Source organism: Deltaproteobacteria bacterium, from assembly GCA_020848905.1.
Taxonomy (GTDB): Bacteria; Myxococcota_A; Polyangia.
Window position 1 is genome coordinate 90179 of the sequence record JADLHG010000057.1, and the last position, 21085, is coordinate 111263.

Below are 21085 nucleotides of genomic sequence, written 5' to 3' on the forward strand. Positions count from 1 at the left end.
TGGAGGGTGGTTCGAGGGGCGCGGGCCTGGCGGCCGGCTGTTACGGCAGCGAGATCGAGTCGGGGCTGATCTGCTTCTTCCAGCGCTTGTACGAGGCGATCACCTCGCTGCCCTTCTCGAACTTGACGCTCAGGAAGGCGAGCGAGTTGGCCGACGCGCGGTAGTCGAACCCGTTCGTCCGGCTCCTCGGGAGCTGGACCCCGTCGAGCGCGACCGCCAGCGAGGCCGAGATCGGCACGTACTCGAGCACCACGGGCGACGCGGCGCCCACGATGTTGTCCACGATCTGCTGCAGCGTGTTCCCCAGGTCCTTCTGGCACACGTCGCCGAAGACGCCGCCCGTGGACTGCTGCAGGTCCTTGTAGCCGTGCGCGACGTCCGCGCCGCAGGAGTTGTTGCAGGCCCCGCCGATGACGTGGACGATCGCCGCCGCCTCGGGCTCGGTGATACCGCTCAGGTAGTCGAGGTACTGCTTCATCCCGGTGTTCAGCTTGTCCTGCGCCGAGGCGCCGAGGTTGCAGGTCTTGTAGTACGAGGAGAGCGAGCTCGAGAACTCCTCGGGCACCTCGTCGGTGGCGATGATGACCACCAGCTTGGCCTCGGGCCGAACCTTGGTCGGGTCGTTCGAGGCGCGCGGCAGGTGCTTCTTGACCGCCTCCATCGCGTTCGTCAGCCCGTACTCCGACCCCCCCTCGTACCCCGGCGGGTTCTTGATGCAGGAGCCGAAGGTGGTCTGCTCGGTCGGCAGCAGGAACCGGTCCTCGCCCCCCATGTGGTTCGAATCGGTGGAGGACTCGGAGCAGAACTTTCCCACCGCCGACTTGTAGCTCCCGGTGGGGGAGCAAACGTTCGTGACTCCCATGCGGAAGTCGAGGCCCGAGGCCAGGGCGCGCGAGAAGAAGTTGTTCGCGTTGTTCGTGATGTCGTCGCGGTTGTCGCTCATGGAGCCCGATTCGTCGATCACCCAGATGACGTCCGCCACGGGAAGGCTCGTGATGGTCGCCACGTCGCATTCGTCGTCGATCGCGTCGGTGTAGGTCGCGACTCCCGTGCCGTTCGAGAGGTCGTCCACGATGAAGCCGGTGGGCCGCGCGGGGTCCTGGTAGTTGTCCCGGCCGGCGATGGCGCCCATCACGACGAGCCGCCACTTGGCCTTGTCGCCGTCGTCAATGGGCATCCCCTTCTCGTCGAGGACGAGCTTCTTGGTCTCGTCGCGCTTGAAGGCGAAGCGGCGTACCGCGATGAGGCGCATCACGAAGTCGCTGTGGCTCGAGCCGAAGGGGGTCGGCAGGTTCGACAGGTTGGCCATCGGCTTGCCGAGCAGCGAGCCGATCACCTCATTGCGCACCGTGGAGACGTTGGAAGCCGAGGTGAGCTTGATGTCGACGATCGCCCCCTCCACCGACTGGAAGCGGTCGTGCGTCCGCCGCTCGACGCCCGTGGAGCGGACGCTCACGGCCCCCTTGCCGCCGGGGGTCTTGGAGGCGATGGAGCTCAGGATCTCCTTCATCTCGTCCTGAACCTTGTCCTTGGTCGTATCGCGCGTGATGACGAATCCGGCGACCTCACCCTGCGGGCTCTCTTCGTTCACCACCGCGGCGCTGTCCTTGGGGCCGGCCTCGGTGATCTTGATCAGGCCGAACTTCGCTGTCTTCTCGAACGCGATATGCCAGTCTCCGTCCTTGTTGCGCTCGTTCTTCACCGGGCGACGCCCCTTGGTGCTGCTCTCCGTGGCGTCGCGACAGATGAAGTTGCCGCGCTCGTTGTCCAGCTTGCCGTCCCCGAAGGTGTCCTTCATGAGAGCGTTCGTCTCGCCGTTCGAACAGGCGAAGCCCACGGCCGGGGTGCACTTGCCCTTCTCGCAGGTCTGGCCGGGGCCGCAGCCGTCCTTGGTGAGCACGCAGCCCTTGAGCTGGCCGCCGACCGGCTTGTTGCACGAGGTGATGCAGCAGCCGAGGAGTCCGTCGCCGTTCGCGTCCTCGTCCTTGTCGAGCACGCCGTCTCCGTCGGAGTCCACGTCGAGGTAGTCCGGCACTCCGTCGCTGTCGGTGTCGCAGGGCCAACCCTTCTTCGCCCCCTTCGCCCCCTTGCACTTGGTCTTGTCGGCCGCGTCTTGCAGCCCCTTCTCCACCACGTCCCCGACGCCGTCCCCGTCGGAGTCGAAGTCCTGCCAGTCGGCGATGCCGTCGCGGTCGCTGTCGCGGGCCTGCAGGCAGCCCTCCTCCCCGTTCGCGACGCCGTCGCTGTCCGCGTCGCCGTTCGGGTCGGTGCAGGTCGCCGCACCATCCACGAACCCTTCTCCGACGCCCGCGTCGGAGGGACCGATCGCCGGATCGGCGCAGCCCGCGGACCAGAGGGCGGCGGCCAGCAAGGGGGAGAGCAACCTGGAATGACGCATTGGACTCCTCCGTGGCGGTCTTCGGACGGGACCGTCCGTGCCGCGCGCGAAAAGAAACGAGGACTTCACGTGTGGAAAACGGTGCAAGGCACAGGCCCATTCCCTTAGGCGGGCGCATCCTAGCCAAGAAGGCGGCGTGTGAAAAAGGGAAAAAGCGTGGGCGTCGACGGATGGGCGATCAGGGACGTCGCCCGGCGAAGCCACCGAGAATCGGAGGCGAAAGCAAGATCCGCCGACGCGCAGCGCGTCATGCAGCGCAGGCAGCGGCAGGGACCGCGTCGCGATCCCTCACGCCCGCCCGAGTCCGGCTCAGCCGAAGCGGCCGAAATCGAGCAGCCCGGCGTCTCCCCACCAGACGAGGTAGCGCCGCCGGATCTCCTCGCGTTCGGCGCGCGATAGGTGGTCGTGGAAGCCGAAGCTCACGCCGGTGAGTTCCTGCAGCTCCGCCGCGGCGGCAGCGCGGATCTCCGGCGAGGAGTGGATCAGCCCGTCGATGAGCCATTCGACGCGGTGGCGGTCTTGATTCTGGCTCCACCACTCCTGCCAGTCGGGGAGGCTCTGCCCGTGGTCCTGCTTCGTCAGCGCGACGAGCGCGCTACGCGCGGAGCTCACCACGCGGGGGTCGGAGTCGGCGAGCTGGCTGATCACGAGCGGGACCACCTGGCTGTCGCCCAGCGCGGCGAGGGCGTCCATGGCGGCCTGGCGCGGACGCACCTCGGGGTTCGTCAGGTCGGCGAGGAGCTCCTCGAGCAGACGCGGCAGCTCGGCGAGCTCTCTGAAGCGTCGGAGAGCTCGGCCGGCGACCTGCCTCACGCTCTCGTCGTCGTCGTGGCGCGCGGAGGCGAGGAGCGCGACGGACTCGGGATACGCGAGCTCGCCGAGGAGGTGGCAGGCGAAGAGGCGCACCACGCGCTCCTTGTGCCTGAGGAGCGGCGCGACCGAGGCCACCACGGGGCGCCCGAGCAGAGCCAGGGCGCGGAGGAGCGCCCCGCATTCCGCCTCGGGAGGGACCTCGCCCGCGTCGGCGTTGGCGTTGGCGGTGACTGCGGCCGGCAACCGCGAGACCAGCGCCTCGACGGCCGGGCGGCCGAGCTCGGCGATGGCTTCGCGGGCGGCGTCGGCGCGCGTGCCGCCGGCTTCCAGCTCGAGGAGGAGCCGGTCCAGGTTGCCGGGGCCGGGTTCCTCGTCGAGGTTGACGATCACCTTGGGCGTGGCGGGTGGCACGGGGGTCGTGATGCGCGCGGAACGGGTGACGACCGCCTCGCGTCGCGACCGGTCGAGGGGGACGACGATCTCCCCCGAGACCTCGAAGAGCTCTCCCGATGCGAAGCCGCGCGGGGCGGGGGTGTCCGTTGGAAGCTCCGCCGACAGCTCGAAGGTCTCGCCTTCGGGCTCGGGCTCTGGGGGCGAGACGGGCGTGGCGACGGCGGGCGGCGGCCGCCCCTGCACGATGAGGCGGGCCAGCGCCACGGCGGCCTCGTCGAGGAGCTGCGCGATGGCGGCGCGCGTGTGCGGCGGAGGGACCGCTCCAAAGTGGTGCCCCATCAGGACGCAGACGCTCTTCCGTTTGATGCGCACGGGGCCGACCACGATCCCCGAGGCGGGCAGGTGCAATGAGGCGAGCACGTCGGCGCTCGCGTCGGTCGCCGGCGCGGGTCCGACGAAGAGCGTGCCGTCGCGCACGCAGCGGCCGAGGACGGAGGGCCCTTCGAGCGAGACGCGCTGCTCGCGGATGGCCTGGGCGTCGAGCTCGTGTCCTTCGAGCGCGAAGCGGCCGACGAGGGTCTCGCCCTGGACCACGTAGAGGTGCACCGTGTGCAGGAAGAGGTGCGCTCCGCGCAGGAGCGCGAGGAGCACCTGATCGCGGTCGCTCGCTAGCTCCATCGCCCCGATGGCGAGTGGGAGCTCCAGCGGCTCGAGCACCCCCGCCGAGGACTTCGGACGGCGGGTCCTCGCGGGGGGCGTCGAGCTGCGCTCGGGGGGCGCGGTGGCCAGGCGCACCCGGGCGATGGCCTGCGCGTCGCCGCTCTCGCGCCCCAGGTCGGGGGGGGCGCTCTCCTCGGTCGGTAGCGCCTCGAGCGCGGTCGGCGCGTTCACCGGAGCGCGCTCGGGTGGCGAGGCCGTCACCGCGGCCCCCGGGCGTTCGCCGAGGCGCTCGAGCAGCCGCGCATAACGCGGCGAGAGCGGGGTGCCGTAGGCGAGATGCTGCGCCTGCACGCAGCGGAGCTCCGTCGCGGCGTAGGGGACGAGCTCCAGGCCGAGCTCGTAGGCGAGCTCTTCGAGCGCGACGTGGTCCGTGGCTTCGGTGGTCAGCACCCAGACGCGGGACCCCTCCTGCTTGAGCGCGCAGAGGCCGTGACTTTGCGCCTGCGCGAGGGGAATCGGCGCGGGTGCTGGCGGCGTCGCGTCCGGCGCGAGGAGCTCCGGGGGCAGCGGCGGATGGCCGAGCAGGCGACTCAATAGCTCGAGCAACGTAGGCTCGGTGGCGAGCTGCTCCTCGAGCAGCACGGTGTCGAGCGCACCACCGCGGACCACCTGCAAGGTGAAGGCTTCCTGCAGCCGGCTCACGGAGAGCAGTCCGTCCCTCACCAGCAGAGAGCTGAGCCGGGAGCCCATCTGGCCTACGGCGCGCGGCTGCGGATCACGTAGGTGCCGGCCAGCCAGTCGTGCAGGCCCCTGCGCTCGCGGTCGAAGCCGGCCCAAAGCAAGCCGAGCCCGAGAAGGAGCCCTGCGGCGAGGAAGCCGAGCGCGCGAGCGAGGGCGCGCCACCACTCAGAGCGCTCGCCGTACACGCTCACGACCCGCACGCCGACCAGCCGCTGGCCGGGTGTGGCGCCCGTCGTCGCGACGAAGAGCGCCTGGTACATCAGCACCGTCGCGGCGGCGAGAGCCAAAAGCCCGTAGACTGCGCTACCACCGAAGAGCAGGAGCTCCAGCGTGGTCTCGGGGCGCAATAGCGCGGTCGCCGGGATCTTGAGCCCGGTGACGCGTACGCTCAGCCATCCGACGGCGAAGAGCGCGGGAGACAGACAGATCAGATCGATCGAGCCGGCGAGGACTCGACGCCAGAACCCCGCGACGAAAACGACGCGACCCGCCTCGGCGGCGAGGGGCGTCATGAGGGGTTTTTCCTGGGCGACCCCGGCAGCTTGCAACATGCGTCCACTATAATGGGCCGCCCCGGAAAGGCAACTTCGGGCGGGGCTCGAGGCTACCGCACCGCGGGTTCCCAGCGCCCCGAAAGGTAGGCCACGAGGGAGACGAGGACGAGTGGGGCGGTTTCGGTGCGCAAGGTCAGAGGTCCGAGTCCCACGGGCAGAAAGCCGGCCTTCTCGCAGAGGGCCAGCTCCGCCTCGTCGAGGCCGCCTTCGGGCCCCACGACCATCACCACCTCCTCGCGGTCGGCGCGCAGCTCGGTTTCGATCCGAGAGAGGGGGGGCGCCTCGGGGGCGGCTACGAGCCGGAGTGCCGAGGCGGAGGTCTCTACGCCGAGGGCCTCGGCCAGAGCTGCGGCCGGCTCCACCGCCGGCAGGTGCGCACGTCCGCACTGCCGCGCCGCCTGGCGGGCGATCTCGGTCCACCGGAGGTGCTTGCGCGCCACGTCGCTCGGCCGCGCCGTCGAGCGCGCGCACAGAGCAGGCACGAGGCGCGTCACTCCGAGCTCGGTGGTCTTCTGGATTACGAACTCGCTGCGCCCTCCGCGGGCGAGGCCGAAGATCAGCGTCAGGCGCGGCGTGGGCTCGGCCACTCCCGGTCGTTCGCGCCGCAGGGTGACGTGCACCGCGTGCTCGTCCACCTGTGCGATGGTGCCCTCGTACTCGTGGCCCTTGCCATCGGTGAGGAGGAGCTCGGCTCCCTCGCGCAGGCGCAAGACGCGCACCACGTGCCGGTGGAGGCGCCCCGTGAGCGTGGCGTGTCCGGAGGCGAGGGCATCGGGGGAGACGACGAGGCGCTTCACCCGCGCTACGACTTGATGCGCAGCAGCAGCGCGCGCCAGCCGGCCTCCTCCTCGCTGTACTCGGGCTCGAAGGCGAGGTCGCGGCAGTAGAGTCGGCTGATCTCCTGCGCCTGCTCGGCGAGAAGCCCGCTCAGGACCAGGCGACCGAATTCGTCGGCCAGGGCGCGTAGCCTCGGCTGCAACATCGTGAGGAGGTCGAGCTGCAGGTTCGCGATTACGAGCGCGAAGCGTCCCTGGAGCTGCGCGGCGCCTTTGTGCTCGATGACGATGCGCTCGCTCAAGCCGTTGCGCTCGACGTTCTCGCGACAGGCGGCGACGGCGGTCTCGTCGGAGTCGATGGCCAGGATGTGGCAATGTGGCCAGAGTCGCGCCGCCGCGATGGCCAGGATCCCCGTGCCACAGCCGACGTCCACCACCGACGGGGGAGCGAGACCCTGGCGTGCAAGGCGTTCGATGGCGCTCGCCGCAAGTCGAGTGCTCGGGTGAAGGCCGGTGCCGAAGGCCTGCCCCGGGTCGAGCTCGATCAAGAGGTCCCCGGGCTGCGCCGCGTAGAGCTCCCAGCTCGGCTTGACGACGAGTCGGCGGGCGAGCCGATTCACCGTGAAGAACCGCTTGTAGGCGTCGAGCCAGCTCTGCGGATCGGCGGGTTCCGACCGCCAGGACCAGGGGTCGACCGCGGTGCCGAGCTGCCGCAGGGCCGAGAGGAGGCGCTCGATGTCCGAGACGTGCCGGTCCACGTCGGCCGTCGGCATCCAGACGAGGAGCTCGGTCACCCCCGGAGGTGTGGACGCCAGGGTCTCGGCGTCCCGTTCCTCGACGCCCGTGCCCAGGCGCTCGGCAAGCAGGTTGGCCACGGCTTCCGCCGCGGCACTGGGGACCGAGAAGAGGACTTGAGCAAGATCGCTCACGAGCACGATGGTTTATAGCGGGGTGGGCCCGACCTGTCAACGCGGCGGCGGCGGACCGACCCCCAAAAAGGGTGCGGCAGGGCCGGCAAGCGACCTGGGACCTTTTCCCTTAATGCGTACGGCCCGAAGTCGATGATCTGGGCACATGGCGAGCGGGCGGGGCGCTTTCGGCGACGTGGGCGCCGGGGCGGGGGACGGCGACACCTCTCGGAACGAACAGTTGCCCGGGACGCGACGCACTGTGGCGCGGCGGCCGGGTTTGGTAGACATCGCGTGTAACCCGTGCTACACGCACCGACGACAAAGAACGGGCCCATTTGGGATTTCCGGGGGACCTAGGAGGCAGCATCCATGTCCTTCAGCGGACTGAAAGTGTTTTCGGCGACCAAGGCGAAGGAACGGGAGGAGCTGGGTGAGAAGGTCACCGGCTGGCTCCGGGAGCACTCCGAGCTTCAGGTCGTAGACAAGATTGTGACGCAGAGCTCCGATCGCGAGTTCCACTGCTACACGATCACCCTCTTTTACCGCCTCAAGGGGTAGGCCCTCCGGGGCGCCGCCCCGGCAGCGGCCAGTCGTGGTCCTTCCTGACGCGACGGATCCCACCCAGCGCGGGCGAAGGCTGATCCGGCCCACGCCGCCCGCCTGCGGGGTGGGGATTCACACCGGGGAACCCGGGAGCGTGGTCGTTGCCCCGGCACCTGCGGGGCAAGGGCTGGTGCTTCGTGCGGGGTCCCCTTCCTCCGCGCCCCTTCCGATGAGCCTCGCGCACGCCGTGCCCGCCGCCCGCCGCACCCTGCTTCGGTGGGGGAGGGCGGAGGCGGGGACCGTCGAGCATCTGCTCGCCGCGTGTGTGGGGCTCGGCATCTGGGACGCGCAGCTCATTCTCGACGGGCCGGAGCTACCGGCCCTGGACGGCTCTGCTACGGGCTATGCCGAGGCGCTCTGGGAGGCGAGCGGCCCGTCGTCGGTGGTGGCGCCGCTCTGGCGCGTGGTGCGACCCTTCGCGTGGGGCGAGGCAGAGGCCGGCTGCCGCTTCGAACCGGCGAGCGGTTGCCGCGCGACCTGCGAGATCGCGTTTGCGGAGCCGACCATCGGTCGTCAGCGAGCGGAGCACGACCTTTCGAAGGAGGGGGCCGCGCGTCGCTTCCGCCGCGAGCTGGCTCCCGCGAGGACCTTCGGTTTTGCCTGCGAGGCCGAGGCGCTCCGGCGCCAGGGACTCGCACGCGGCGCGAGCCTCGAGAACGCCGTGGTCTTCGGCGCGAACGGGCCGCTGAACCCCGACGGCCTGCGGTTTCCGGACGAGCCGGTGCGGCACAAGCTGGTGGACCTGCTGGGGGACCTGGCGCTGCTCGGTGGGCCGCTGCAGGGGCACGTTGGCGCGTTCCGAGCCAGCCATCGACTGGTTCAGGAGAGCCTGCGTCGCGCCCTGCAGGAGGGAGCCGTGGTTCGCGTGGCCGGCGGCACGCCCGGTTGACGCTGACCGCGCGCTGTTGCAAGTATCCCGGCATGCCGTCCGCGCCCCTGCATCTCACGCACGTCGAGCTTCTCCGACGGGACGAGGCGGTTCCCGCGCGGCTGCGGCGAGCGCTCGACGCCGAGCCCAGCTTCGGACGGCTCGGGGCCATCTTCCCGGACCTCCCCTTCTACACGAACATCCTCACGCTCTCGCTCGGCTACTGGCTGGAGCGCCCGGCCGAGCCTTGCCCCCTGGCGCACCGGATCCACCAGGATCGGCCCGCGGCCTTCGCCTGGCACGTTCTCGAACGGCTGCTTCGCAGCCAGCACCTGTCGAGGGACGAGGCGCTCGCCCTGGCGGCCGGTTTCTTCGCGCACGTGGCGCTCGACCTCGAGGTACACCCGCTCGTCAACTGGTGTGCGCGCCGAGACCTGACCGCCCGCGGAGGTCACGAGACGCACCACCACCGGCTGGCCGAGAAGTATCACAGCCTCTTTTTTCACCTCGACCTGTGCGGCAGGGACTGCGTCGGAGTCCCGCAGTTCTACCGCGAGAAGACGCGGATCCTGGACCATCCGTCCTTCCTCCGCGTGCAGCCGACGCTTCCGCTCGTGGGTTGGATCGCCGAGGTCTTTGACTTCTATCCCGAGGCGGCGCCGACCCGCGGCGAAGTGGCGGGCTGGCTCCGCACCTTCCGTCACTTCGGGTTCCTGGTTTCTTTGCCCGTCGCGGCACGCAACAGCGCGCGGCTCGGGAACGCCGATAACCGACGCCACTACTACGAGAACGAGAATTTCCGCTTCGAGGAGTTCTTTCGGCGCGGCTACGACCGTTCGCTAGGGCTTCTGCGACTGGTGGATCGGGTCGCGGAGGGGGGCGACCTCGGCGAGGCGGCGCGTGCGGCCTTTCTCGCGCAGGCGGAGATCGGAGACTACGCTTATCCCGTCGAGCGGCACCTCCCGGCGCTCCCCCTCGGAAGGGGGGGCGCGCGCCAGGGGGACCTGCGCGTGGCGGTGGGTTGAAGCGCCCCGAGACCGTCGCCTAGAGGTACTTGCCGGCGGCGGGGAGGCTCGAAGGAACGGGGCAGGTTTCGCCCTTGGCCAGCTCGGGGGTGAAGACCCAATCCGTGAGAATCGCGTCGCCCAGGTTCACCGACTGGCCGCAGACCGAGTAGCCCACCAGCTTCGCCACGCGGACGATCTTCGTCGTCTGCCGATAGAACATGGCGTACTCGCCCGGCAGGATGTGCCCCTGCAAGGTCACGCTCTGGGACTTGTCCGACGAGATGCTCTCGTTCACGTTCACGCCGAAGCCCGCCGAGAAGTTGAGACCCAGCGCGAAGGGGTTGCTCGGCAGGCCGAAGTTCATCGCGGCGTTCGCGTTGTAGCTGAAGCCGAGGGCGCGCTGGCGCGATTCGCTCTTCGAGTCGTGGTACGAGACCTCGCGGCCGAGGTCTCCGCCGGGCATGCAGTCCGTGAGGGGAACGGGCTCGAAGCGCTCGGCCACCTTGGAGCCGCCGTCGTAGAGCAGGTCCGCCGGTCGGTGCACGATGAACTTCACCGCGAGCGCGGCGCTCTTCCCGCTCGCGTCCACCACCGCCACGTTGACGGAGATCGGCATGTTGTTCCCCGCGTCGGGGATCTTGTTCGTGCGGAGGTCCTTCAGGCGGCTATTTCCTGCCGCGTCCTCGGCCATCTTGACCGCGAAGGTGGCGATCTTCTTGCTCCAGCCCGGAAACCAGCCGGGGACCGCCGCCGGATAGGGCACGATGACGGAGCTTGCGCCGGAGGTGACCTGCTCCTCGATGGTGAAGGAGGGGGCCTTGGAGAAGGACGGGTTCGCGGTGATGGCGCCGTTGTCGAAGCTCACCTGCCACTGCGAGGAGAGGAAGCTCCAATAGAAGGTGAGGGGCGCATCCGCCGTGCCGTTCCGGAAGCCGATGGCCTCCACCATGAACCCCATCTGCGTGTTCTCGAGGGTGTGTCCGACCATCGAGTTGCACGAGGAGTCGAGCGGGCGCGCCACGCGCACGATCAGCGAGGGTTTGACGTTGATGGTGGCGGGCAGCGGGTCGGAGGCCTCGAGCGTGCCGTCGTTGCCCTGGTTGATCGCGATGACGTGTCCCACGAAGCGGCCGAGTCGGTCGCCGCGCTCGTCGAACACCACGTTGGGCCACATCTCCCAGCGCAGCTTGCCGCCGTTCACGACGGTGGCTGCCGACTGGTAGTCCACCTGGCTCGTGCTGCCCTGGCTGTTGAAGAAGGTCCCTTTGAACTGCAGGACGACCTTGCCGTGTACGCGGTCCACAAACCCCTGGCCGAGGATCGTGAGCGCCTCGCCCACCATCAGGTCACCGGGGCCGGCCACGGTGAGCGTGGGTCGGACGTTGACCCAGGGCTTGGCGGCTGGCGGCTGCTCGGCCGGCTCCGCGGAGGGGCCGCTCGTGGTCGCGCCGAAACAGCCGGCGGCGAGAATGACCGTCGCAAGGGATATGCTGATCAGGCCAGAGCGCATCGTGTTCTCCCGGTGGACCTCTCCGATTCATGCAAGGCATGTGCCCGCTGGAGTAGCCACCGGGTCGTCGAGACGCGGGTCGCGCCGCTCTATTTCATAAATGATTTAACGAGTTGTGAGATCTCCCGGATCCGGCCAGCACACTAGCCGGTGGTGGCGCCTGTCGCTGCGGGTCGGGACGGCTGACCCCACCCCGGGAGGCGTTGCGACGTATGGATCCAATGTAGTTGCGCTACGCACATTGCCGCCGTATCATGGGCGCAATGAAAACCCTGCTCGCATTTCTGGTCGTGGCAGCGGCGCTGCCAGGTTGCGGCCCCTCGATCCCCGAGCCCCGCTCGCTCCCGGCAGGAAAGAGCTTCGCCGGGCTCTGGGACTCCAACTGGGGGCAGATGCAACTCATGCAAGAGGGGACGCGCGTGCACGGCCCGTTCAAGGGATTCCGGAACGGGTCGGTCAGCGGAGAGGTGAAGGGAGACCTGTATATCTTCCGGTGGACCCAGATGGAGAACCAGCAGTTCGGGCGCGGGTACCTGCAGATGAGCCTCGACGGAAATGCCCTCGAGGGGCGCTGGGGCTACCAGTCGGATCCTGCGAACGGCGGGCGGTGGTGGGCGACGAGGGCCACGCCGTAACGTGGCGCCGCAGGGCGCTGCGCTCAGTGCGCGGCGCTCTTCTTCACGTCGATCCGCGCCTGAGCCCAGTCCGCGCGGATGCGTAGCTCGCGATGGCCGGGGACTTCCTTCCACTCGGCCTTCTCGGCGTCGAGCTCTTCCACGCCCCCCGCCCACTCCTTCAGCGCCGCCTCGGCGTCGCGGAGCTCCGTGTAGACCGCCTCGAGCTCGATCTGGTCGGGGAAGGCGTGGTTGTCGGTGAGGACCAGCACGCGTTCGTTGGCTCCCACCTCGGCGAAGCCCACGCTCACCGCCAGTCGCACCTCCTTGCCCTGGGACTTGAAGCGCACGACGCCCGGGCGGAGCGCAGCGAGCAGCGGGATGTGACCGTCGAGCACGCCGAACTCGCCGTTACTCCCGGGGAGCATCACCTCTTCGACCGAGGTGCTGATCACGGAGCCCTTGGGGGTGACGATCTCGAGCTGCAGCGACATGGCTACGCCTCGGCCCTGATCTTCTCGGCGCGCTGCCGGGCCTCGTCCAGGTTGCCCACCATGTAGAAGGCCTGCTCGGGCCAGTCGTCGCAGCGTCCGTCCACGAGCTCCTTGAAGCCCGCGATCGTGTCCTTGAGGTCGACGAAGCGCCCCGGCTGGCCGGTGAAGGCCTCCGCCACGGTGAAGGGCTGCGAGAGAAAGCGCTGGATGCGGCGCGCCCGGGCCACCGTGGTCTTGTCCTCCTCGGAGAGCTCGTCCATGCCGAGGATGGCGATGATGTCCTGCAGGTCCTTGTAGCGCTGCAGGATCTGCTGGACCTTGCGGGCCGTCGCGTAGTGCTCCTCCCCGACGACGTGCGGGCTCAGGTTCGTGGAGGTCGAATCGAGCGGGTCCACGGCCGGGTAGATGCCGAGCTCGGCGATCTGACGCGAGAGCACCGTCGTCGCGTCGAGGTGCGCGAAGGTGGTGGCCGGCGCGGGATCCGTCAGGTCGTCGGCGGGAACGTAGATCGCCTGCACCGAGGTGATCGAGCCCTTGTCCGTGGAGGTGATGCGCTCCTGGAGCTCGCCGAGGTCGGTGGCCAGGGTCGGCTGGTAGCCCACCGCGCTCGGGATGCGGCCGAGGAGGGCCGAGACCTCGGAGTTCGCCTGCGTGAAGCGGAAGATGTTGTCGATGAAGAGCATCACGTCCTGGTTCTCTTCGTCGCGGAAGTACTCGGCGGCGGCGAGGGCCGACAGCGCGACGCGCGCGCGGGCTCCGGGCGGCTCGTTCATCTGGCCGTAGATCAGCGCCACCTTGTCGATGACCTTGGACTCCTTCATCTCGTGCCAGAGGTCGTTCCCCTCGCGGGTGCGCTCTCCCACGCCGGCAAAGACGGAGTAGCCGCCGTGCTTCTTGCCGACGTTGTTGATGAGCTCCATGAGGAGCACGGTCTTGCCCACGCCCGCGCCGCCGAAGAGGCCGATCTTGCCGCCCTTGCGGTACGGAGCCAGCAGGTCGATGACCTTGATGCCGGTGACGAAGGTCTCGACCTTGGTGCTCTGATTGACGAACTTGGGGGCCGGTCGGTGGATCTCGTAGGACTTGGTGGAGGAGACCGGGCCACCTTCGTCCACGGGCTCGCCGATCACGTTCAGGATGCGGCCGAGGATCTCCTTGCCGACAGGGACCCGGATGCCGTGGCCCGTGTTCGTCACCGGCATGCCGCGGACCAGGCCGTCGGTGCTGTCCATCGAGATGGTGCGCACCGTGTGCTCGCCGAGGTGCTGGGCCACCTCGAGCACCAGATTCTCCTGGCGATCGCTGATGGACGGGTTCGTCACCGTCAGGGCCGTGTAGATCTCGGGGAGGTCGGCATCGAAGGCGACGTCGACGACCGGGCCCATCACCTGGCTGACGCGGCCGCGGGATTTTCCGGTGCTGGGGGACTGGATGCTTGCCATGGATCGATCTCCGCTCTTTCCGCTCGGTCCTAGCGCTTGAGCGCCTCGGCGCCGGCCACGATTTCCAGGAGCTCCTTCGTGATCGAGGCCTGACGGGCCTTGTTGTACTGCAGCGTCAGGCTGCCGATCATGTCGGAGGCGTTGTTGGTGGCGTTCTCCATCGCCGTCATGCGCGCGCCGTACTCCGACGCGGTCGTCTCGAGCGTGGCCCGGTAGACCTCCACGCTCACGTACATCGGCATGATCGTCTCGAGGAGCTCCACCTTGTTCGGCTCGTAGAGGAAGTCCACCGGCGCGGCGTGCCCCTCCGGGAGCTGCATCGGCACGATGGGCAGCAGCTGCTCGACGGTGATGCGCTGCTGCATGGCCGACTTGAACTCGTTGTAGAGCAAGTAGACCATGTCCAGGTTGCTCTTCAGGAACTCGTCGATGATCCCGTCGCTGATCGTGCGCGCCCGGTCGAGCGCGGTGTTCACATCCACGCCGGGGAAGTACTGGTGCACGTCCACGTTGCGGTACTTCAGGTAGTCGCGCCCCTTGCGGCCCACGACGGAGAGGAGGATCTCTTCGTGGGTCGTGGCGTGCTCGCGACGATACCGCTCGGTGGCCCGCAGGGTGTTCGTGTTGAACGCGCCGCACAGCCCGCGGTCGGAGGTGAGCACCACGAGCATCACGCGGCGCGGCTCGCGCACGGCTAGCAACGGGTGATCTCCTGCGTCGGCGCGCAGGGCGAGCTCGCTGATCATCTCGTGGAGCTTCACCGCGTAGGGGCGGGCGGCCAGGATGTTGTCCTGGGCGCGGCGCAGCTTCGCGGCGGCCACGAGCTTCATGGCCCGGGTGATCTTCTGCGTGCTCTTCACCGAGCCGATGCGGCGCCGGATGTCCTTCAGCGAGGGCATGCGAGACCTTCCTGCGCTAGCTCAGGTTGTGGTGGGTGGCGAACTCTTTGCTGAAGGTCGTCAGGGCCTGCTTCAGCTTGCCATCCAGCTCGGTCGAGATGTCCTTCGTCTCGCGGATCTCGCGCAGATACTCCGGGTGCAGCTTGTCCAGCCAGGCCAGCACCTCCTTCTCGAAGGCCTTGACCATGGAGGTCGGGATCTCATCGAGAATGCCCTGCGCGCCGGCGTAGAGGACGAGGACCTGCTGCTCGACCGCCATCGGCACGTACTGGTCCTGCTTGAGTACCTCGAGCATGCGTGCGCCGCGGGTGAGCTGGCGCTGGGTGGCCTTGTCGAGGTCGGAGCCGAACTGCGCGAAGGCCGCGAGCTCGCGGTACTGCGCGAGCTGGAGGCGAAGCTGGCCGCCCACCTTGCGCATGGCCTTGATCTGGGCCGCGCCGCCCACGCGCGAGACGGAGAGACCGGCGTTCACGGCCGGGCGCTGGCCCGAGGAGAAGAGGTCACTCTCGAGGTAGATCTGCCCGTCGGTGATCGAGATGACGTTGGTCGGGATGTAGGCCGAAACGTCCCCCGCCTGGGTCTCGATGATCGGCAGCGCCGTGAGCGACCCCGCACCCTCTTTGTCGGAGAGCTTGGCGGCGCGCTCGAGGAGGCGGCTGTGCAGGTAGAAGACGTCCCCCGGGTAGGCCTCGCGTCCGGGCGGCCGCCGCAGGAGGAGCGAGAGCTGCCGGTAGGCCACCGCGTGCTTCGAGAGGTCGTCGTAGACCACCAGCGCGTGCCCGCCCTTGTCGCGGAAGTACTCGCCGACCGTGACGCCCGTGTACGGGGCGAGGAACTGCATCGGCGCGGACTCCGAGGCGCCGGCGAGGACCACGATGGTGTACTCCATCGCCCCGGCCTCGCGGAGGCGCTGCACCACCTGGGCCACCGTGGACTGTTTCTGGCCGATGGCGACGTAGATGCAGATCACGTCGCCGCCCTTCTGGTTGATGATCGTGTCGATGGCGAGCGCCGTCTTGCCCACCTGGCGGTCACCGATGATCAGCTCGCGCTGGCCGCGGCCGATCGGGATCATCGAATCGACGGCCTTCAGGCCGGTCTGGAGCGGCTGGTGCACGCTCTTGCGCTTGACGATGCCCGGGGCCTTGATCTCGAGCTTGTTGAACTCCTTGGAGTCGATCGGACCGCGGCCGTCCACCGGCTCGCCGAGGGCGTTGACCACCCGGCCCACGATCGCCTGTCCCACCGGCACCTGCGCGATGCGGCGGGTGCGCTTGACCGTGTCGCCCTCCTTGATCAGCGTGTCGTGGCCGAGGAGCGCCACGCCGACGTTGTCCTCTTCCAGATTGAGGATGAGGCCCTTGACGTCGTGCGGGAAGTCGAGCAGCTCGCCCGCCATCGCTCCGTCGAGGCCGTAGACGCGCGCGATGCCGTCACCGACGGTGAGCACCGTGCCGGTCTCCATCACGGAGACCTTCTGGTCGTAGTCCTCGATCTGCTTGCGGATGATGTCGCTGATTTCTTCGGCGCGGATTTCCATGGCAGAGGTCCTTGCGGCGATTGGGTGACGACTGGGGTCCGGCCCTACTGGCGGCCCGCGAGCAGCGCGGTGCGCATCTCGTCCAGTCGGGTGCGAACGCTCCCGTCGTACACGGTCGAGCCGACCTTGGTCACGAGGCCGGCGATGAGAGAGGGATCCGTCTTTTGCGCGAGGAGCACCTGCTTGCCCGTGCGGCGTTCCAGCGTCGCTTTGAGCTCGTTTGCGCTGGCCGCGTCGAGCGGGCGGGCGGAGGTGACCTCGGCGCGAATGCGACCCGCGTGCGTGTCCGCGAGGGCGGCGTACTCCCGGCTGATGTCGGGCAGGAAGCCGACGCGGTTCCGGTCGGCGAGGAGCAGGACGAAGCTCCGCACGACGGGGGACGGCGCGAGCCGGCTCACGAGCTGCTCGAGGATCGCCTTGCGCTTGGAGATGGGGATGGTGGGGACGGCCAGCGTGTCGCGGAGCTCCTTGTGCTCGAGGAGCTTGGCGACGCGGGCCACCTCGGCGCCGATCGCCTCGGCGCGGTTCTGGGACACGGCCAGGGAGAGGAGGGCTTTGGCGTAGCGGCGTGGGATGCTGCCTCCGTTCACTGGACGCCTCCTTGCGTGAGCTGGCTCAGGTATTCCTTCTCCAGCCGCCCGCGATCCCCGTCGGTGATTTGTTGCGCGACGATCCGCTCGGCGGCCGCGAGCGCCGCCTTGACCGCCTCGGCCTCGAGCTGCAGGCGCACCTGCTTGATCTCCTCGGCGAGTGCGCGGTCGGCGCCCTCGATCAGGCGCGCGGCCTCGGTGTGCGCCTGGGCCACGATCTGCTGCTTCTCCTGCTCGGCGTCGCGGGCCACGGCGGCCTTGATCTCGCGGATCTCGTCGTCCAGCCGGGAGAGGCGCGTCTCGACCTCCTTCAGGCGCGCCTGGGCCTGGGCGCGGATCTCGGCGGCGGCCTTCAGCTCCTTGTCGATGCGCTCGTGGCGCTGCCGGAGGAACTGCTTGAAGGGTTTGCCCGCGAACTTCACCAGGACCACGAGCAGGAGGAGGAAGTTCACCACCATGAAGCCGAAGGGGGGGTTCTTCTTCTCCTTCCCTTCGCCGAAGCTCAGGCTGAAGAGGTTGTCGAAGTGATTCTCGTGCCCCGCGGCGTGCCCCGCACCGTGGGCCTCGCCGGCGGGGGCCACGGTACCGTGGTTGCCCGTCCCCGAGGCGGAGGCGGGCCCCATGCCGGCCACGGCCAGGAGCCCGACGGTTCCGGCGACGACGGCGAGGCGACGGAGGGAAGGAAGCGATGGGCGGTGCAAACGATCGTCGATCATGACTGCTCCACAGGTCGCGCGAGGAGCCAACGGGTACGTCACACGGTGCGGCCGAGCACCTTGGCTACCACCATCTGCGCCAGCTGATCCGCGCGAGCGCGGAGGGTGAGCTGCGCGGCGGGCGCCGTCTGCTGAATCTTCTTTCGGGCTTCCTGCACCTTCGCTTCAGCCTGGGTGCGCGCCTCGGCGAGGATTTGCTGGGCGGCTTCCTCGCCGTGGGCCCGCTGGCTGACGCGCCCCGCGGCGGCTTCCTTGCGCGCGCGCAGGACCTGCTGCTCGTAGTGCGCGAGCTTGTCGGCGGCCTCGGCCTGCTCGCGTTCCGCGGCCTGCCGGGCACCTTCGATGTTCGCGTGCTGCTCCCCGCGCAGGGCCAGGTACGGCTTGAAGACCAGCCGAGAGAGCACGATCCAGAGGAAGAGGAAGAAGCCGAGCTGGATCAGCACCGTCCCGTCCAGGTCGACCAGGGGGGGCGGCTTGTGGCCCTCGGCAGCGAGCAGTACCCGTAGTGGTTCCATCAGGCGTGGCGGGTACCATAGAGAGCCGCGCTGTGTCAACGCGTGGCGGAAAGGCGCTGCAGAAAAGGGTGCGGACGGCGGCCTCAGTCGCCGGGTTCGGGGGAGAGGGCGTCGTCGTCGAGGCTGGCCTCGACGGGGAGCGCGGTGGTGATGCGGCACGAGCCTTCCAGCCGGCCGTCCCGGTCGAGGAGCAGCGAGGGGGTGACGAGATCGCCCACCACCGCTCCGCCGGAGCGGATCTCGACGGCTCGCAGCGCACGGACCGGCCCTTCGAGACGCCCCTCTACGATGACTACGCCGGCGTTGACCGGGCCCGAGAGGTGTCCCTGCGCGGTGACATGAAGCTCGTCGGCGTCGATGGCCGCCGCGATGGCCCCTTCTACGCGGAGCGCTCCGCGGACGATCAGGTGGGCCAGGGGCTCGAAGCGTTGCGTGGGGCGCTCGTCGGCCAGCACGTCGGTCGGGCGAGGGGGAAGGGTCATGCGGAGGTGACTCCTCGGACGCGCCTGCCGCGCGGCCTCAGCGCGAGCGTTTGAGGGGGAAGGTCTGCTTCAGGAACGTTCGGCCGTTCCACGAGAGCTGGGCCGTGAGGGGCCTATACCCGCGCTTGCGCAGCTCCAGGCTCACGTCCTCGCCCAGGGAGAGGTTCTCGAGGACCGTGGGGGTCTGCCCCTTGTGCTCGCCGTTGACGTAGACCTCCGCCCCCGGCGGCTGCGACGCGAGCTCCAGGCGCCCGTAGATCGCGGTGAGGACGGCCAGGGCGCGGACCCGCGTCGTGCCCTCGGGGAAGCGAATGGTGCTCCGCCACGGCTGGTAGTTGGTCATGCGGATCTCGAGGGTCTGGGGGGTGCCCCGGTCCTTGATGGGGATGGTGAGGGGCGTGGTCTTCTGGAGCGCGGCACCATTCAGAGTCACCGACGCCCCCTCGGGAACCGAGATGACGTCGATGCTGGCCTGCTCCTCGGTGGTGGGCCAGTAGTAGGCCACCAGTCCGAGGCTCACGATGGCGGCGAGGACGAGGAAGCTGACCACCACCGCCACGGCGATGCGCCGGCGAGAGGGGTTCGGGGCGCCGAGGCCCAGCATGGCGTCTGCTCCGGACGGAGTCCCCAGGTCGTGCGCGGCGGCCGACGGGACGGCGGGTTCCCAGGAGAGGCCTCCGGAAGAGGGGGCGGGGGCCGGCAGGAGCGATCCCGGCGGCGTGCCGAAGGGGGCCACCGTGGGAGGCCAGCTCGGGCTCGGGGCCTGCGGGGCCGCACCCGGTGCGGGGGAGAGCTCTCCGCTGGGCGCGCTGGCTGGAGGCCAGCTCGGAGGCCAGGAGCCACCCGACGGAGGGACGCTCTGGGGCGGTGCTGCCCAGCCCGGAGAGTCCACGTGCGTCGGGTCCTGGGGCGCGGGGGCCTGCGAGAGCCGTGCGACGGGTCCGGAGGGCGCGCGCGGCTTGGCCGCTGCGGCGGGTCCCGAGGGGTGGCGCCCCTGCGCGGCGCGGCCGCGGGGAAGCGACGCCGGGGAGGGGAGGGGCCGTTCCGCCGGGGCGACGGCGGGCCGAGCCGGGCCTCGGTCGCGCGGTCGGTCGTCGGAGACCACCGGCAGCAGATCTCCGGAGTTCAGCTCGACGAGCGGCGCGGGGGTGAGGTCCCCGGGGATCTCCTCCATCGTCAGCTCGGCCGCGGGATCCACCTTCCTCGGCCGGGGCACGACGAACTCGTGTGGGACGGGCCGGCCCACAGGACGCTCTCCGGCTCGCAGCGGCTTGGAGGCGGCGAGCTCGCGCGCCACTTTCGGCGAGGGGGCTACGAGCGTGGGGGCGTTCTCCTCCGTCTCGGTGACGGGGGATACCCCGAACGCCGGCTCGGGAGCCATGGCCATGAGCGAGGGAGGACCGGAGATCTGAGTGTGCTCGCCGGGGTCCTCGCCGAAGCTGTCCCCCTCGTCCTCGGCGAAGGCCGGCGACGGCGCGTTCAGCTCCGAGAGGCGGAAGAGCACGCTCTGCTCCTGGGCCGGCAGAAAGTCGGCCCGGGACATGATCTGGCTCCCCTCCATACGCGGCGCGAAGCCGCCCTGTCGGGGCTTGGCCGGGCGCGGCGCGGGCTGCTCGGAAAGCGCGAGCTGCACCAGGTCCGACAGCCGGTCGGGGGTGAAGTCCGGCGCGAAGGAGAAGAGGAAGTTGGAGAGCGCGAGCTGGAGCTCCCGGGCCGACTGCCAGCGATCTGCGGGGCGCTTGGCCAGCGCCTTCATGACGAGCTGCTCGAGCTCGTGCGGGATCTCCGACCGGCGCGCGGTGGGCGGCAAGATGTCCGCCTTGCGCACGCGGTCGAGCAGCCGCTGCATGTCCTCCTCGAGGTAGAGCATCTGCCCCGTCAGGACCTCGTAGAGCAGGATCCCCGCTGAGAAGATGTCCGTGCGGTGGTCCACGGGGCCGCCCCAGGCCTGTTCCGGGGACATGTAGTAGTACTTCCCCTTGATCACGCCCGCCTGGGTCTTGCGCGATCGGCTCGCCGCCTTGGCGATGCCGAAGTCCACGATCTTCACCTCGCCCGCGTGCGAGATGAGGATGTTCTGCGGGCTGATGTCCCGGTGAATGATGTTGAGCGGGCGGCCCTTCGCGTCCTTGCGGCGGTGCGCGTAGTCGAGGCCCGTGCAGATCTCCTGCGCGATGTAGGCCGCAACGTCGATCGGAACGTCCACGTCCCGTTCCGACAGGCGACGCATGATCTTGAAGAGGTCCGCGCCGTCGATGAACTCCATCGCGATGAAGTAGGTGTCTTCGAAGCGGCCCAGGTCGAAGATCTGCGCGATATTGACGTGGTTCAGGCCGACGGCGATCTTGGCCTCGTCGATGAGCATCTCGACGAACTGCTCGTCGTCGACGTAGTTCGGGTGAATGACCTTGAGAGCGAGGAACTTCTCGAAGCCGGCCACGCCCGCGGTCTTGGCCAGGTAGATCTCGGCCATCCCGCCCACGGCGATCTGGTCGACGAGAATGTACGGGCCAAGCTCTTTGGATCGGTTCAAGGCCACCGGCGCCATTATACTACTGA

The 21085-nt window shown here is 69.3% G+C and carries 19 protein-coding genes; 4 read left to right on the forward strand and 15 right to left on the reverse strand.

What is annotated here, in order from left to right; genetic code table 11:
- Nucleotides 1–40: 40 nt before the first annotated feature.
- The 5 genes from IT371_25120 to IT371_25140 all read right to left on the reverse strand — a co-directional run bounded on the left by IT371_25120 (nt 41) and on the right by IT371_25140 (nt 7210).
- Nucleotides 41–2398 (reverse strand): hypothetical protein, encoded by a 2358-nt coding sequence (locus IT371_25120; GenBank protein ID MCC6750962.1) that lies wholly within the window; start codon nt 2396–2398, stop codon nt 41–43.
- A gap of 309 nt (nt 2399–2707) precedes the next feature.
- The gene (locus IT371_25125) at nt 2708–5014 is read right to left on the reverse strand and encodes a HEAT repeat domain-containing protein (protein ID MCC6750963.1); all 2307 of its coding nucleotides are present in this window, start codon (nt 5012–5014) and stop codon (nt 2708–2710) included.
- Nucleotides 5015–5019: 5 nt separating this feature from the next.
- Nucleotides 5020–5517, reverse strand: a complete 498-nt coding sequence (locus IT371_25130) for an RDD family protein (protein ID MCC6750964.1) — start codon at nt 5515–5517, stop codon at nt 5020–5022.
- A 92-nt stretch (nt 5518–5609) separates the two neighbouring features.
- Nucleotides 5610–6356 carry a 16S rRNA (uracil(1498)-N(3))-methyltransferase gene (locus tag IT371_25135; GenBank protein ID MCC6750965.1) on the reverse strand — a complete coding sequence of 249 codons (747 nt, stop codon included), beginning with the start codon at nt 6354–6356 and terminating at the stop codon, nt 5610–5612.
- Nucleotides 6357–6361: 5 nt separating this feature from the next.
- Nucleotides 6362–7210, reverse strand: coding sequence for a 50S ribosomal protein L11 methyltransferase (locus tag IT371_25140; protein MCC6750966.1), 849 nt, complete (start codon nt 7208–7210; stop codon nt 6362–6364).
- A gap of 405 nt (nt 7211–7615) precedes the next feature.
- Here IT371_25140 and IT371_25145 point away from each other — a divergent pair, with 405 nt between their 5' ends.
- The 3 genes from IT371_25145 to IT371_25155 all read left to right on the forward strand — a co-directional run bounded on the left by IT371_25145 (nt 7616) and on the right by IT371_25155 (nt 9742).
- Complete coding sequence (locus tag IT371_25145; protein MCC6750967.1) at nt 7616–7804, forward strand: hypothetical protein; 189 nt, start codon at nt 7616–7618, stop codon at nt 7802–7804.
- 139 nt (nt 7805–7943) lie between these two features.
- Entirely contained in the window at nt 7944–8738 is a 795-nt protein-coding gene (locus IT371_25150; GenBank protein ID MCC6750968.1) for a UDP-3-O-acyl-N-acetylglucosamine deacetylase, read from the forward strand.
- 32 nt (nt 8739–8770) lie between these two features.
- Complete coding sequence (locus IT371_25155) at nt 8771–9742, forward strand: hypothetical protein (GenBank protein ID MCC6750969.1); 972 nt, start codon at nt 8771–8773, stop codon at nt 9740–9742.
- A gap of 19 nt (nt 9743–9761) precedes the next feature.
- On the opposite strand, the gene IT371_25160 is transcribed toward IT371_25155, so the two are convergent.
- Nucleotides 9762–11234 carry a hypothetical protein gene (locus IT371_25160; GenBank protein MCC6750970.1) on the reverse strand — a complete coding sequence of 491 codons (1473 nt, stop codon included), beginning with the start codon at nt 11232–11234 and terminating at the stop codon, nt 9762–9764.
- A gap of 263 nt (nt 11235–11497) precedes the next feature.
- Here IT371_25160 and IT371_25165 point away from each other — a divergent pair, with 263 nt between their 5' ends.
- On the forward strand, nt 11498–11869 hold the full coding sequence (locus IT371_25165) for a hypothetical protein (protein MCC6750971.1): 372 nt from the start codon (nt 11498–11500) through the stop codon (nt 11867–11869).
- A 23-nt stretch (nt 11870–11892) separates the two neighbouring features.
- Here IT371_25165 and atpC read toward each other — a convergent pair whose 3' ends face one another.
- From atpC to IT371_25210, 9 genes are all read right to left on the reverse strand, one after another.
- Entirely contained in the window at nt 11893–12342 is a 450-nt protein-coding gene (gene atpC / locus IT371_25170) for an ATP synthase F1 subunit epsilon (protein MCC6750972.1), read from the reverse strand.
- 2 nt (nt 12343–12344) lie between these two features.
- Complete coding sequence (atpD, locus tag IT371_25175) at nt 12345–13784, reverse strand: F0F1 ATP synthase subunit beta (GenBank protein ID MCC6750973.1); 1440 nt, start codon at nt 13782–13784, stop codon at nt 12345–12347.
- A 29-nt stretch (nt 13785–13813) separates the two neighbouring features.
- Nucleotides 13814–14683: an ATP synthase F1 subunit gamma gene (gene atpG / locus IT371_25180; protein ID MCC6750974.1), complete on the reverse strand. Its 870-nt coding sequence runs from the start codon at nt 14681–14683 to the stop codon at nt 13814–13816.
- 16 nt (nt 14684–14699) lie between these two features.
- Nucleotides 14700–16223, reverse strand: a complete 1524-nt coding sequence (locus IT371_25185) for a F0F1 ATP synthase subunit alpha (protein ID MCC6750975.1) — start codon at nt 16221–16223, stop codon at nt 14700–14702.
- A 44-nt stretch (nt 16224–16267) separates the two neighbouring features.
- The gene (gene atpH / locus IT371_25190) at nt 16268–16813 is read right to left on the reverse strand and encodes an ATP synthase F1 subunit delta (GenBank protein MCC6750976.1); all 546 of its coding nucleotides are present in this window, start codon (nt 16811–16813) and stop codon (nt 16268–16270) included.
- Nucleotides 16810–17529 carry an ATP synthase F0 subunit B gene (locus IT371_25195; GenBank protein MCC6750977.1) on the reverse strand — a complete coding sequence of 240 codons (720 nt, stop codon included), beginning with the start codon at nt 17527–17529 and terminating at the stop codon, nt 16810–16812. The genes atpH and IT371_25195 overlap by 4 nt, the downstream gene beginning before the upstream one ends.
- Before the next feature lie 38 nt (nt 17530–17567).
- On the reverse strand, nt 17568–18044 hold the full coding sequence (locus tag IT371_25200) for an ATP synthase F0 subunit B (protein MCC6750978.1): 477 nt from the start codon (nt 18042–18044) through the stop codon (nt 17568–17570).
- Between the two features lie 83 nt (nt 18045–18127).
- On the reverse strand, nt 18128–18526 hold the full coding sequence (locus IT371_25205) for a polymer-forming cytoskeletal protein (protein ID MCC6750979.1): 399 nt from the start codon (nt 18524–18526) through the stop codon (nt 18128–18130).
- 37 nt (nt 18527–18563) lie between these two features.
- Complete coding sequence (locus tag IT371_25210; protein MCC6750980.1) at nt 18564–21059, reverse strand: protein kinase; 2496 nt, start codon at nt 21057–21059, stop codon at nt 18564–18566.
- Between the last annotated feature and the right edge of the window lie 26 nt (nt 21060–21085).

Coding starts and splice junctions, on each gene's coding strand:
- IT371_25120 (MCC6750962.1), bottom strand. CDS start 2,398: ATGCGTCATTCCAGGTTGCTCTCCCCCTTGCTGGCCGCCGCCCTCTGG.
- IT371_25125 (MCC6750963.1), bottom strand. CDS start 5,014: ATGGGCTCCCGGCTCAGCTCTCTGCTGGTGAGGGACGGACTGCTCTCC.
- IT371_25130 (MCC6750964.1), bottom strand. CDS start 5,517: ATGACGCCCCTCGCCGCCGAGGCGGGTCGCGTCGTTTTCGTCGCGGGG.
- IT371_25145 (MCC6750967.1), top strand. CDS start 7,616: ATGTCCTTCAGCGGACTGAAAGTGTTTTCGGCGACCAAGGCGAAGGAA.
- IT371_25155 (MCC6750969.1), top strand. CDS start 8,771: ATGCCGTCCGCGCCCCTGCATCTCACGCACGTCGAGCTTCTCCGACGG.
- IT371_25160 (MCC6750970.1), bottom strand. CDS start 11,234: ATGCGCTCTGGCCTGATCAGCATATCCCTTGCGACGGTCATTCTCGCC.
- IT371_25165 (MCC6750971.1), top strand. CDS start 11,498: ATGAAAACCCTGCTCGCATTTCTGGTCGTGGCAGCGGCGCTGCCAGGT.
- atpC (MCC6750972.1), bottom strand. CDS start 12,342: ATGTCGCTGCAGCTCGAGATCGTCACCCCCAAGGGCTCCGTGATCAGC.
- atpD (MCC6750973.1), bottom strand. CDS start 13,784: ATGGCAAGCATCCAGTCCCCCAGCACCGGAAAATCCCGCGGCCGCGTC.
- atpG (MCC6750974.1), bottom strand. CDS start 14,683: ATGCCCTCGCTGAAGGACATCCGGCGCCGCATCGGCTCGGTGAAGAGC.
- IT371_25185 (MCC6750975.1), bottom strand. CDS start 16,223: ATGGAAATCCGCGCCGAAGAAATCAGCGACATCATCCGCAAGCAGATC.
- IT371_25195 (MCC6750977.1), bottom strand. CDS start 17,529: ATGATCGACGATCGTTTGCACCGCCCATCGCTTCCTTCCCTCCGTCGC.
- IT371_25200 (MCC6750978.1), bottom strand. CDS start 18,044: ATGGAACCACTACGGGTACTGCTCGCTGCCGAGGGCCACAAGCCGCCC.
- IT371_25205 (MCC6750979.1), bottom strand. CDS start 18,526: ATGACCCTTCCCCCTCGCCCGACCGACGTGCTGGCCGACGAGCGCCCC.